Raw genomic sequence first — 12518 nt, forward strand, 5'->3', positions numbered from 1 at the left:
AAGTCAAAAAAAGGCTGGCGTTATTATCAATAACCCCAGCCTTTGCCGATAATAGTAGTGACTTATTTCACCATATACTGTTTAAACTCTTTACGCAGCTTGCCTAGCTTAGGTGGGATAACCGCTTGGCAGTAGCCTTGGGTTGGGTTCTTATTAAAATAGTCTTGATGATAGTCTTCTGCAGCGTAAAATTCATGCACAGGTTGTACTTCTGTGACCACATTCAGACCCAGCTCATCCCGCAGCTTACCAATCACTCTATCGATGGTCGGTTTTTGTTTTTCTTCATCGGTATAAAACACCACTGAGCGATATTGACTGCCCACATCATTACCTTGGCGGTCCCGTGTGGTGGGGTCATGTGTAGCAAAAAAGATATCCAATATGACCTCTAACGGCACGACAGACTCATCAAAATCAACTCGTACCACTTCGATATGATCCGTCTCTCCCGTACACACATCTTTGTAATTGGCCGAGGCTTCATCACCACCCATATAGCCTGAGGTAACTTCTTCGACCCCTTTTACCGATTGAAAGACAGATTCGGTGCACCAAAAGCAACCGCCACCTAATACTAATGTTTGCATAAGTTATCCTTGTAATTAATTAGCTTGGTCTTAATTCTATCAAAATACAAACTGCCAATAAGTTAAAAACAGTAATGATATAATACAGCGTGTTCAACAGTGAATAAGAGACTCAATATGTCTAATACAGTAGATGCCGACGTTAAGCGCCCAGCCATTGATAGCGAAAATATGGCTAAAGATACTGTGGTTTACGACAACGTCTTCACAACACCGCTCGACAAAGCCGCTCGGTTTTCTTTCGATGAACAAGTGGTGGCCTGCTTCCCTGATATGATACGACGTAGTGTGCCCGGTTACGGGCAGATGCTCGCCATGTTGCCCATATTTGCCAAACGTCACTGTCAGTTTGGGCAGACCAATGATGACGGGCAGCGTGTCAGCCGTGTTTATGATTTGGGCTGTTCATTGGGCGGTGCGACGATGGCATTACTCAATGACACTGGCGGATTTGCCCCAGACGAATTGCAAATCAAAGCAGTGGACATCTCTCCTGCCATGACCAAAAAAGCCGCAACGCTACTCCACGACAATTATCCTGAACATGACATCGACGTCATTACCGCAGACATCCGCGAGCTTAAGTTTGAGCCTTGTGACATGGTGATATTAAATCTTACCTTGCAGTTTTTACCGCCTGAAGATAGAACGCAAGTCCTACAAGCCGTCTACAACGCCCTAAATGACAGCGGTATTTTGGTACTTACCGAAAAAAACCACACTGGTGATGAGCAAGATGACGCTTGGCTGGTTGAGCGCTATTACGACTTCAAACGTGCCAATGGCTATAGCGAGCTTGAGATTAGTGGCAAACGCAATGCCTTAGAAAACGTACTCATCACCGACACCTTAGATGCCCATCACAAACGCCTGGCAGAAGTCGGCTTTAACCGTAGTTTAACGTGGTTTCAGTTTTTAAACTTTGCATCGATGGTGGCGTTTAAGTAGGTTGGGGATAAACAGCTCCCAAGACAACTATTGCGACATGGTTAGGAGTTAATAGAAGAATATTATCTTAATATAAAAAGTTGTTGGGTTACGTACCTCGACACCAACTTTGTGATATTCTTAAATTCATACTCCATTTGTAGGTTGGGTGGGGCTTGCCGCCCCCAACATCTTAAATAAAGTCTAAAATTTATGCCGATGCCTGCTCTTCCCGAGGGACGAGGGGCGGACATAGCTATTAAAGAAACGCCTAATGATGACTCGCATATTTCTCCCCTTTGACGGAACGACGATACCGAGGCTATGCTTTTTTAGTCTTGCATTTTTACTGTTATTATTAGAAATTTAGCCATTACTATACTATATTTTATAATAGCCATCTTACATTCAAAGACATAATGACCTACCTATGACAAACCAAACCATCGCCACTGCCGAACGTGAGCTCTATCTTGCCTTAATAGGACGAGCGAAGTATCGTCCTATTGCCAACGAATGGTTGGCACACCTGCCAAAATGGCTCAGCGATATCAAAGACAAGCGTCGATATGCGCATGCCCCTGCTTATTTGTCTTCTGTTGAAAATCTCCCGAAAATCGATGCCAAAAGTGTCGATTTAAGCAGTGATGTGTTAACCATTGATGCTGAGTTGACCGTCGGACAAGGTAAGCAGATACAGGCATTGATGAAACAATTGATGCCGTGGCGCAAAGGGCCGTTTCAAATTGGGTCAGGTAAGAACAAGGTTTATATAGACACCGAATGGCACAGTGATTGGAAATGGCAGCGTATTGCTACTCATATTGGTACGCTTGAAGGGCGTTATGTGCTGGATGTGGGCGGTGGATCTGGCTATCACGGTTGGCGTATGGCAGGAGCAGGTGCTAAACAGGTAATTGTGATTGATCCGTCATGTTTGTTTTATCATCAGTTTATGGCGATTCGCCATTTTGTCGGTGGTTTTGATGCGGATAAGGATATTGGCAAGACTGGGGTAGGGTATCGTACCCATTATATTCCAGTCGGGTTAGAGGACTTGCCAGCCAGCTCCGACCAAGGCAATCAGTTATTTGATACGGTGTTTTGTATGGGGGTGTTATATCATCGTCAATCGCCTTTTGAGCACCTCAATCAGCTAAAAAATCAGCTGATTAAAGGTGGGCAACTGGTATTAGAAACCTTAGTAGTTGAAGGAGATAAAAATACGGTATTAGTACCGCATGACCGCTATGCCAAAATGAACAATGTGTACTTCATTCCGTCAGTTGATGCCTTGATAGGCTGGCTTGAGAAGGTTGGGTTTAGTGATGTGACATGTGTCGATGTTGATGTAACGTCCGTCGATGAACAACGGGCAACGGAGTGGATGACTTATCAATCGCTGAAAGACTTTTTAGACCCGAATGATTCGACTAAAACAGTGGAAGGCTATCCTGCACCAATGCGAGCAACCTTGATTGCTACTAAATAAGCGTCATGCATTACAAGCGTCATTCATCTGACTTTTATGAGTATCACTTATGCAAAGTGTAAGTAACTATAGCTACATATAGGTAGGAGCTGCATATAGGAGGCTGTAGAACCTTAAAAGCTTTGCAACGTTCTTCTCCATTATCTATATACTTTATAATAGGAGGGTAGAGAAGTAGAAAAAATAGGCAGTGATTAAACCGTTACAATACCCAACGGTCAAATACAAATTCAAGTATTAATTTCAAAATAAAGCCAGCAAATCCTGCACCCAGTGCTAAAAAGATCCAGAAAGTCCCTGCTTTACCTGCATTTGATTTTTTAGAGATGTCAAACATAATGAAAACCAGCGTACCAATAAAAATAGGCAAGAGAATATATAAGCCTAAACTGGTAATGGTGTCAGCAGATACAGCAAAGAGGGTAGCAATCATAAATCAGTCCCGTTAATGTGGTTTGATACTATTATAAGCAGTCACAGATGGCAATTCTATGAAGAAAGGTACATCGCTACAAATTAACATAGTTGTAAGAGTATGGTAATGTAAGCCAAACCTTGATATATTAACAGGTTTGCTAAAAATATTTGCCCCAACTGTTGATAACAGCCTATCGCTAACACAAATTATTGTAAATATTTAACTGATTACTTACTTAAACACCTACTAGAGTTTATTAAATTATGTCACAAGCTCAAATTGATGAAATTGCGTCGTTATTTAACACTGCCGTTAGTTCACTCATTGCAAACCATGTTTTGCCAGAAGGTTGGGAAAATCATAGTCAAATTACCCGCAGTAAAAATCCTGAACATGGGGATTACGCTTGTAATATCGCACTAACCGCAGCAAAAGCGGCTAAAATCAACCCTCGTGCCTTAGCAGAACAGCTGATTCAAGCGGTGCCCGATAACGATAGTATTGCTAAGTTTGAAGTGGCAGGACCGGGTTTTATTAATATATTTTTAAACAGCGATGCTAAGTTTGCCGTGTTGGACGCCATATTTAATAAACATGAGCGATATGGGTTAACCAATGATTTTGCGGGCAAGAAGATTCAAGTTGAGTTTGTTTCTGCTAACCCAACTTCAAGCTTACACGTCGGTCATGGGCGTGGTGCTGCATTTGGCATGAGCGTGGCAAATTTGCTTGAAGCGGTGGGCTATGAGGTAACTCGCGAGTATTATGTCAACGATGCTGGCCGTCAAATGGATATATTGGCAACCAGTACGTATATGCGTTATCTACAGCTGAATGGAGAGAAGTTAACGTTTCCAGTGAATGGCTACAAAGGCGATTATGTGTCTGACATTGCTAAGTCTGTTAAAGATGAGCATGGTGCTAAATATGTACATGCCTATGCTGACATTAGTGACAGTGTGGCCGAAGATGCTAAATTTGAACTTGATGGCGCCGATGGCGAGGAAGTCTTGGTATCTGGCGATAAAAATGCGCACATTGATGGACTGATTGCCAATAGCAAAAAACTATTAGGTCATGACGGTTATGAGCTGTTTCTAAATGCGGCACTCAATACCATTTTGGATGATATCAAAGATGACCTAGGCGACTTTGGCGTACATTTTCAAAATTGGTTTAGTGAAAAGTCCATTGCTGATGACATTGAGCCGGTTTTGGCTGAACTTGATAAAAAAGGCTACTTATACGAAAAGGATGGCAACACCTGGTTTAAATCAACCGAATTTGGCGATGAGAAAGACCGAGTAGTGCGCCGTGCTAATGGCTTGACTACCTACTTTGCCTCTGATATTGCTTACCACAAAAATAAGTTTGAACGCGGATTTGATACGGTCATTAATGTTTGGGGTGCAGACCATCATGGTTATATTCCTCGGGTAAAAGCAGCGCTAACTGCCCTAGGTATTGATGAGACACGTCTAGAAGTTATCTTGGTTCAGTTTGTGGCACTATGGCGTGGCGATGAAAAAATTCAAATGTCATCACGTTCAGGCAAGTTTGTGACATTACGTGAACTGCGTCATGAGGTCGGCAACGATGCAGCACGCTTCTACTATGTGGCGCGTAAACCAGAAGTACATATTGATTTTGATTTAGAACTTGCCAAATCACAAAGCAAAGACAACGTCGTGTATTACATCCAATATGCACATGCCCGCGTGTGCAGTGTTCTAGAAAAGCTTGTCGACAAAGGTTTTACAGTCGATGATGCTAAAGGTGCTGCCCATCAACAGCTGTTGACGACCGAGGCTGAAAGTGAGTTGATAAAATTATTGGCTGCATACCCTGCGACGTTAAAACGTGCGGCAATAGGCTATGAGCCACATGTTTTGACCAATTATCTTAAAGATTTAGCAGCATTGTTCCATGGTTGGTATAACGATAATCGTATTCTACCAGTCAGTATTATTGCTGATGAGATACCAAGTGAAGAGGAGCTGTCACTGATGCAGGCTCGTCTGCGTCTGTCAAAAGCGGTACGCCAAGTGATTGCTAATGGGTTAAATCTGCTTGGGCTATCCGCACCAACAAGCATGTAGTAAGTTGTCAATTAAATGACTGGTAAATTAACTTGCAGTTGTCTGATATATTGGCATGATGATGGCCTAAATAAAAGATCAAAGATGGGTTATATACAATGGCGTAAGTAAAATAGATAGGAAGGCAAACTGCTATTTTCGGCTTGGATTGTTAACGTTAATAATGCTAAAGTTAATCATGCTAAAGTTAGATAGTAACCAGTAGACAGTTTCAAAAACGGAGAGAGTGGATGTTAGCAAAAAAACCAAAGGGTGCGACAGAAAAGAGAAAGAGCAGTGGAGCATCAGGTTTATTGTGGATGTTTGTTGGGGCGATTCTAACTTTGATGATAGGCCTTGCTTTGTATCTATTTAATCCAATTGATATGGGTTCAACGGGTACACCTGAAGAGCGAACCGTAGCGCCTATCAATCAGCCAGAATCTGAATCTGATGATTATGAATTTTATGAATTACTGCCTGAACAAGAAATTACCAGTATTCCAGACGAAGCGATAGTGAGTATAGAGCCCAGTAATAATGGTGCTGAGCTTGAACCAGACGTGGTAGTGACCGAACCCCGCACTGATAATAATACGAGTAAAGACCCAGATAACTATGGTATCTCTGAAGATATCATACGTGATCCGATGCAGTCTCAAAGCCCACAGGCGGCAGATGGCGAGCAAGAAATGGTTATTGTTGAGGAAGAAGGCACCTATGATGAGCCAATGAACGACAATCCTAGTAATGCTGCTAATCAAAATGCACAAGGTGCTGGGAATAGCAGTCGTTCGCAAGTGGGTGCTTCCTCAGCTTCGATTAAGGCCACCGCACCGAAACAGACTTATATTTTACAGATCAATAGTTTTAGTAGCGCACAAGAGGCTGATAAACGCCGCGCTCAAGTTTTAATGGCAGGAGTAGATGCAAGAGTTGTTAAAACTAAAATGGCTAATGGTCAAGTGTTTTATCAGGTAATATCCTCACCAATGAATAGTCGCCAAACGGTCATCTCCGCACAGCAAAAGCTACAGAATAATGGCATAGACTCTTTGATTGTTGAGCAACGTCGCTAGTATTCTTATTACAATCAATAATCTAAAGAGTTTGAGTGTGTTATGCCTAAAGTTTCCTCGATTACCCGTGTCTTACAAATTATTGAAGCCGTCTCTTATTCGGCAAAGCCAATAACGCCTTTAGAGTTATCCCAAGACCTTGATATACCTAAACCAACGATTCACCGCTTATTACAGCAGCTCATAGATGAGGGCTATGTCGCTGTAGATATCGGTGGTGGTATCATTGCGGGCAGGCGAGTCAGAGACTTAAGTGTAGAGTTATGGCAACAGCGTCAATTTTACGGTGAGCGGCAGGTGGTGCTTGAGCGTTTAGTCAGTGATGTCAAAGAGACTTGTGGAATTGGTGTGCCTCATAATATGCATATGATTTATACCAATAGAGTAAAAACCAAGCTGCCTATTCAAATTAATTTACCTGTAGGCGCAAAATCGCCCATGTGGTGTACGGCTACCGGTAAATTGTATTTAAGTCAGTTGTCTCAGCGCAGCCGCAAAAAAATGCTAAATAATATGTCGCTCGATAGGTTTACTAAAAATACCATTGTAGAAGCAGATAAATTAAATGCAGAGCTTGATGACTTTGCAAAAACAGGCATAAGTGTTGATAACGAAGAGTTTATTTCTGAAATGGTGGCTGTCGCAGTTCCTATTTTAGATAAAAAAGAGCGTTACGTCGCCTCTTTATATGTGCATGCACCGACTATTCGTGTGTCGGTTGATGATTTACTCAATATGGTACCAAGGTTACAAAGAGCAGCAAGCGATATAAAGGCGTTACTCTATGATTTGTAGGGTTAATATATTTCTAATAGCCGCTTAGTTTAGACATATTGACCATGGGTTTTGTCACACTGATGTATAATCTAACTAATTTTAAATACTATGGTGTCACCCTTGCTAGCCATTTTACTGCATAGGCTGCGCTGGGTTTCCTTAAAGTCAGGTTAAATGGGTTAGATTATATATGCCCTTTTGGATTTGTATAAAAAAGCTCATATCGATTCGATATGAGCTTTTTTTTAACCCGCAGCTATTATAAGCGTTTACTATTCTTATAACTCAACGGCGATAACAAACCGCGTTGACTATAGTTAACTTATTTATTCAAAAGACTTTTATCAAAACGGGCTATGATGCTTGAAAAGTCTTTATTACCATGTGCTTCAATATGTTCATCATACAGTTCCATTGCCTTAGTACCCATGGGGACATCAACACCTGTGTCTTTAGCTGTTTGTAAGGCTAGGTTTAAGTCTTTGTGCATAAGTTTACTCATGAAACCGCCTGTATAGCCCTTGCTTGAAGGTACATCAGCGGATACGTTAGGGTAGGGGTTATAAACCTCAAGTGTCCAGTTGCGACCTGAACTTTGCAACATAATATCCGATAACACTTTGGGGTCTAGGCCATTTTGCACGCCAAGGTTTATCGCCTCAGAGGTCCCGCTCATGAGTACGCCAAGCAGCATGTTGTTACATATTTTGGCAACCTGACCTGCACCATGAGACCCCGCATGGAAAATATTTTTGCCCATGGCACTCAGTATGGGTTTAGCACGTTTAAAGGTGTCGGCATCGCCCCCAACGATAAACGTAAGCGTGCCTGCTGCTGCACCTGCTGTTCCTCCCGAGACTGGAGCATCCATAAACTCTATATCAAGTGCTTGCACATTCTCAGCAACAATACGGGCGTCTGCCGCTGCAATGGTGCTACTATCAATCACTAAAGTACCTTTTTCTAAATGATTGAGTAAGCCATCTTCAGTTAGCTTACCGCTTTCTGAGTCGCCTAAATAAACGCTTTTTACGTGTTTGCCGGCAGGCAACATACTGATAACAACTTGAGCGCCTCTAACCGCTTCCTGTGGCGAATTGGATATCTTAGCGCCTATTTCTTCTAGAGCTTGCTGGGCCGTATCAGATAAGTCAAATACAGTAACTTGATAGCCACTCTGCAATAGGTTTTTAGCCATGGGGCCACCCATGTTACCTAGGCCAATAAAGGCAATATGCGTATTGTTATTGGTTGTCATGTCATCACTCCCTGATGAATATAGGATGAAAATAAATTGAAGATTAATGAGTTTAATTACCGGGTGGCTAGCTTATCGAACCACTTTATTACCAAAAGCATCGGCACTTAGCCAACTAGTAAACGGGTGGGCTGCCTCGGGATAAGGGTTACTGAAATGATTGGCAATGTACTGCTGCCCCTCAGCAGTTAAACACTCATCAAGTGTTCGAGACCAGCTTGGGTTTCTATCTTTATCAATAAGCAGGGCCCGTACACCTTCTTGGAAATCTGGATTATTGGCACAGTGAACAGCCACGTTTGTTTCTAAGTATAACACCTGCTCAAGTGATAAATTACTGACACGCTCATACAGCGCGTGAGTTAATGCTGCTGATACTGGGCACCCGTGTCGATACGTTGCCACTGCTCTTTGAGTCCATTTATCTTCAGCAAAGTCTGAGTCTAACTGGTGTAGTTTGCTGTCATCTTGTAATACAGCATCAATATCTTTTAGCCCCCCAGTAGTCATTAATTTATGAATGGGTTGCCAGTATTGGGCCAGTTTACTTGGCTTTAAATCAACTTTAGTGGAGCTTGATAGCGTTGCTAAACAGCGGCTTGTAATGATATGCGCCGTGTCTGGCTTTACAGAATCGCTGTGCCACGATGTTGAGGTTAACGCTTTAACCATTTGCTCATAACTCTCACTCGATATAGCGTATTCCGCAAGATTAACCAGTAGCGCATCACTTGCGTTACACATAGCGCCAGTCAAACCTAAAAACAATCCCGACTTGGCGGGCATACGTTGTAAAAACCAGCTTCCTGTAGCATCTGGGAACAAACCAATGGTTATTTCTGGCATGGCAAACTTTGTGGTTTCAGTAACAACGCGATGGCTACAACCCGCCATAAGACCCATACCGCCACCCATGACAATACCATTGCCCCATAAAATAAGGGGTTTAGTATAAAAGTGCATCTGTCGATACAAATCGTACTCTGTACTAAAAAACTCAGTGGCATAGGGATTTGGCGAGGGTGGATGATCTACCATGCTGTCATATAGTTTACGGATATCACCACCTGCACAAAATGCTTTGTCGCCACTACCTCTTAGCAATACAGCAACAACCTTTTCATTTTGTTGCCACTGCGCTAGTTGACTTGCCATCCGCTCACACATATCTACACTCAATGCATTGAGTGATTTTGGTGAGTTTAAAGTCATTTCACCTATGAGGTGTCCGCAATCGGTTGGGTAGGTGTGAAATAATACAGAGTCATCGTTGATAGAAGTTGGGCTAGAATCGTTTTGCATATAGGTTACCATTTTAAACGGTTGAATTAAAAAAGATCTTTGGTAAAAATCATACTATTCCAACATGAGAGTAGGGTTATTAAATGCGTTTACTCTACTCAATACAGCACTTTTACTTATTTGGCTTATGGCTAATCATTCTTTTTTTAATCATACACTTTAATTAATGTGGTCTCTAAAATAGCATGTATGTAAACCAATAAGCTGGCGCTTAACTAACCCCTACCTATATATCAAGATCATATTAAGATCATTACTGATATTAATGAAGGGGTTAAATATAAATGATTTCAACGATTTAACTTAAGATATCTCGCTTAATCTACTTGTTTTTCCATGTTGGCTTACGTTTCTCTAAAAATGCATTAACTCCTTCAGCTTGATCAGCTGTATCAAACAACTTAACAAATGCTTCACGTTCGTTGATTAAGTTCTTTGCAATAGGTTGATGTCTACCGGCTTGAATAAGTTGCTTTGAATAAGTTACGGCAACAGGTGATTGTTTAGCAACTTTTTTAGCAAGATCAAGAGCAGCGTTAACCCCTTCTCCTTTTTCTACTACTTCCTCGACTAAGCCAATGCGTAATGCTGTTTCAGCATCCACTCGCTCGCCACACAGAATCATACGTTTTGCCCAGCCTTCACCGACTAACAAGGGTAAGTTTTGTGTACCGCCGGCACAAGGTAGCAAGCCTACACTGGCTTCAGGTAACGCCATTACTGCATGCGCCTCAGCGATACGAATATCACAAGCTAATGCAGTTTCTAATCCACCACCCATGGCATAGCCGTTAATTGCGGCAATTGTTACTCCGCGGTAGTTTGATAAGGCTTCAAACGCTTCGCCAAAAGCGATAGCCATAGAAATTGCATTGCCTTTTTCGCCATCAGCAAAACTGTTTAAGTCTGCCCCTGCTGAAAAGAATTTCTCACCATCCCCATGCACGACTAAGGCATAAACCTCATCATTCTTGTTTAAGTCTTCTACAAGCTGTTTTAATGACATAAGACTGTCATAAGTCCATGTGTGAGCTGGCGGATTGTTCAGTGTTAATGTGGCGATATGACCGTCAATGGATAGGTCTAGGTTTGTATAAGTTGTCATGTTGCACCTTTTGTTTATTATATAGTTTCTATATGATTTATAGTCTAACGTAAGCTCATTAGCGCATCGTCTGCCATCATTTTACGAGAAACGATTACTCGCATAATCTCGTTTGTCCCTTCAAGTATTTGATGCACGCGTAGGTCACGCACATGTCGTTCAAGCGGATATTCATTCAGATAGCCATAACCACCATGCAGCTGTAACGCTTGATTAGCCACATCAAAACTTAAATCGGTAGCGAGGCGTTTTGCCATCGCGCAAAAAGTGGTGGCATTCGCATCATTGCTATCAACTTTGCTTGCCGCAAGGTATAGCATTTGACGTGCAGCTACCGTTTGCGTCAGCATATCTGCCAGCTTAAACTGAACGGATTGTAATTCTGCAAGCGTACTGCCAAATTGCTTGCGCTCTTGTACATAGTTTAAGGCTGTTTCTAATGCCGACTGTGCGGTGCCAACTGCACAAATACCAATGTTGATACGACCGCCATCTAAGCCCTTCATGGCAAACTTAAAGCCTTCGCCCTCATTACCCAGTAAGTTTTTAGCAGGTACTTTTACATTTTTAAAATGGATGGTACGGGTGGGTTGAGATTTCCAGCCCATCTTGTGCTCGTTTTTACCATAGCTAATACCTTCACTATGGGCATCGACTACCAGAGCAGAAACACCTTTTGGGCCCTCAGCACCAGTACGAGTCATGACCACTAAAATATCAGTAGAGCCAGCACCTGAAATAAAGGTTTTCTCACCGTTTAAGATATAATAGCTGTCATCGCCACTGCCTTCTTTTACTGCTTTTGTGGTTAGGGATCCTGCGTCAGAACCTGCATTAGGCTCGGTCAAGCAATAGCTACTTAAAAGCTCGCCACTCACTAATTTAGGTATAATTTCACTACGTATGTCATCTTTCGCATACTCGCCAATCATCCATGTAACCATATTATGAATACTGATATAGGATGCGACAGATGTGTCCCCCCACGCCAGTTCTTCAAAAACAATAGCAGAGTCAAGACGGGGTAGTCCTAATCCGCCATAGTCTGGATTGGTGTACAGGCCCAGAAAGCCCAATTCGCCTGTTTTTTTAATCACATCAATGGGGAAATGGCTATTTCTATCCCATTCTGCGGCGTTGGGTCTTAGTTCTTTTATTGCAAACTGACGGGCTGCTTGTTGAAATGCTAATTGATCATCATTTAATTTAAAATCCATGAAGTGTCCTATATAGAGGTGCTGCCCAAGGTTAATTAATAGGATTAGCTGATAAAAAACAATTGAATCAATGCTAATAATCAATGCTAATAATGAACAGTGGGCAACAAATTTTGACAGATATTTTTCTAAAGTTGCTCTTTCAAAGACTGTCTTTTGGTAGCTGTTTTTCAACAAGCCACTTGTAAAGAAATACCTCTTTTAAGCTACTCGTCAACAGCTGATTCATAAACAGCTGATTCATAAAAGTTACTTTTCATTAATAAGCATATTCT

11 protein-coding genes are annotated in these 12518 nt (G+C 41.9%); 5 read left to right on the forward strand and 6 right to left on the reverse strand.

Annotated features, from left to right (window positions below):
- Positions 1–62: 62 nt before the first annotated feature.
- A complete protein-coding gene (gene msrA / locus AC2SLL_RS10025; RefSeq protein WP_486531554.1) occupies positions 63–590 on the reverse strand; it encodes a peptide-methionine (S)-S-oxide reductase MsrA in 528 nt (175 codons plus the stop codon).
- Between the two features lie 171 nt (positions 591–761).
- Here msrA and cmoA point away from each other — a divergent pair, with 171 nt between their 5' ends.
- Both cmoA and cmoB read left to right on the forward strand, forming a co-directional pair.
- Positions 762–1538 (forward strand): carboxy-S-adenosyl-L-methionine synthase CmoA, encoded by a 777-nt coding sequence (gene cmoA, locus AC2SLL_RS10030; RefSeq protein WP_486531613.1) that lies wholly within the window; start codon positions 762–764, stop codon positions 1536–1538.
- A 409-nt stretch (positions 1539–1947) separates the two neighbouring features.
- The gene (gene cmoB, locus AC2SLL_RS10035; protein ID WP_486531555.1) at positions 1948–3009 is read left to right on the forward strand and encodes a tRNA 5-methoxyuridine(34)/uridine 5-oxyacetic acid(34) synthase CmoB; all 1062 of its coding nucleotides are present in this window, start codon (positions 1948–1950) and stop codon (positions 3007–3009) included.
- Positions 3010–3211: 202 nt separating this feature from the next.
- Here the strand turns inward: cmoB and AC2SLL_RS10040 are convergent, their stop codons facing one another.
- On the reverse strand, positions 3212–3442 hold the full coding sequence (locus AC2SLL_RS10040; protein ID WP_486531556.1) for a DUF2788 domain-containing protein: 231 nt from the start codon (positions 3440–3442) through the stop codon (positions 3212–3214).
- A gap of 248 nt (positions 3443–3690) precedes the next feature.
- On the opposite strand from AC2SLL_RS10040, the gene argS reads away from it, so the two are divergent.
- The 3 genes from argS (at position 3691) to AC2SLL_RS10055 (ending at position 7379) form a co-directional block, all read left to right on the forward strand.
- The gene (gene argS / locus AC2SLL_RS10045) at positions 3691–5526 is read left to right on the forward strand and encodes an arginine--tRNA ligase (protein WP_486531557.1); all 1836 of its coding nucleotides are present in this window, start codon (positions 3691–3693) and stop codon (positions 5524–5526) included.
- Between the two features lie 230 nt (positions 5527–5756).
- On the forward strand, positions 5757–6584 hold the full coding sequence (locus tag AC2SLL_RS10050; protein WP_486531558.1) for an SPOR domain-containing protein: 828 nt from the start codon (positions 5757–5759) through the stop codon (positions 6582–6584).
- Positions 6585–6626: 42 nt separating this feature from the next.
- Positions 6627–7379, forward strand: a complete 753-nt coding sequence (locus tag AC2SLL_RS10055) for an IclR family transcriptional regulator (RefSeq protein ID WP_486531559.1) — start codon at positions 6627–6629, stop codon at positions 7377–7379.
- 304 nt (positions 7380–7683) lie between these two features.
- Here the strand turns inward: AC2SLL_RS10055 and mmsB are convergent, their stop codons facing one another.
- The 4 genes from mmsB to AC2SLL_RS10075 all read right to left on the reverse strand — a co-directional run bounded on the left by mmsB (position 7684) and on the right by AC2SLL_RS10075 (position 12243).
- The gene (gene mmsB, locus AC2SLL_RS10060; protein ID WP_486531560.1) at positions 7684–8619 is read right to left on the reverse strand and encodes a 3-hydroxyisobutyrate dehydrogenase; all 936 of its coding nucleotides are present in this window, start codon (positions 8617–8619) and stop codon (positions 7684–7686) included.
- A 72-nt stretch (positions 8620–8691) separates the two neighbouring features.
- On the reverse strand, positions 8692–9921 hold the full coding sequence (locus AC2SLL_RS10065; protein ID WP_486531561.1) for an enoyl-CoA hydratase/isomerase family protein: 1230 nt from the start codon (positions 9919–9921) through the stop codon (positions 8692–8694).
- A 322-nt stretch (positions 9922–10243) separates the two neighbouring features.
- A complete protein-coding gene (locus AC2SLL_RS10070) occupies positions 10244–11026 on the reverse strand; it encodes an enoyl-CoA hydratase (RefSeq protein ID WP_486531562.1) in 783 nt (260 codons plus the stop codon).
- A 44-nt stretch (positions 11027–11070) separates the two neighbouring features.
- Positions 11071–12243, reverse strand: a complete 1173-nt coding sequence (locus AC2SLL_RS10075; RefSeq protein ID WP_486531563.1) for an acyl-CoA dehydrogenase family protein — start codon at positions 12241–12243, stop codon at positions 11071–11073.
- Between the last annotated feature and the right edge of the window lie 275 nt (positions 12244–12518).

This window comes from Psychrobacter sp. CX97 (assembly GCF_057396285.1).

Coding starts and splice junctions, on each gene's coding strand:
- cmoA (WP_486531613.1), top strand. CDS start 762: ATGGCTAAAGATACTGTGGTTTACGACAACGTCTTCACAACACCGCTC.
- AC2SLL_RS10070 (WP_486531562.1), bottom strand. CDS start 11,026: ATGACAACTTATACAAACCTAGACCTATCCATTGACGGTCATATCGCC.
- mmsB (WP_486531560.1), bottom strand. CDS start 8,619: ATGACAACCAATAACAATACGCATATTGCCTTTATTGGCCTAGGTAAC.
- AC2SLL_RS10065 (WP_486531561.1), bottom strand. CDS start 9,921: ATGCAAAACGATTCTAGCCCAACTTCTATCAACGATGACTCTGTATTA.
- msrA (WP_486531554.1), bottom strand. CDS start 590: ATGCAAACATTAGTATTAGGTGGCGGTTGCTTTTGGTGCACCGAATCT.
- AC2SLL_RS10050 (WP_486531558.1), top strand. CDS start 5,757: ATGTTAGCAAAAAAACCAAAGGGTGCGACAGAAAAGAGAAAGAGCAGT.
- AC2SLL_RS10040 (WP_486531556.1), bottom strand. CDS start 3,442: ATGATTGCTACCCTCTTTGCTGTATCTGCTGACACCATTACCAGTTTA.
- AC2SLL_RS10055 (WP_486531559.1), top strand. CDS start 6,627: ATGCCTAAAGTTTCCTCGATTACCCGTGTCTTACAAATTATTGAAGCC.
- argS (WP_486531557.1), top strand. CDS start 3,691: ATGTCACAAGCTCAAATTGATGAAATTGCGTCGTTATTTAACACTGCC.
- AC2SLL_RS10075 (WP_486531563.1), bottom strand. CDS start 12,243: ATGGATTTTAAATTAAATGATGATCAATTAGCATTTCAACAAGCAGCC.
- cmoB (WP_486531555.1), top strand. CDS start 1,948: ATGACAAACCAAACCATCGCCACTGCCGAACGTGAGCTCTATCTTGCC.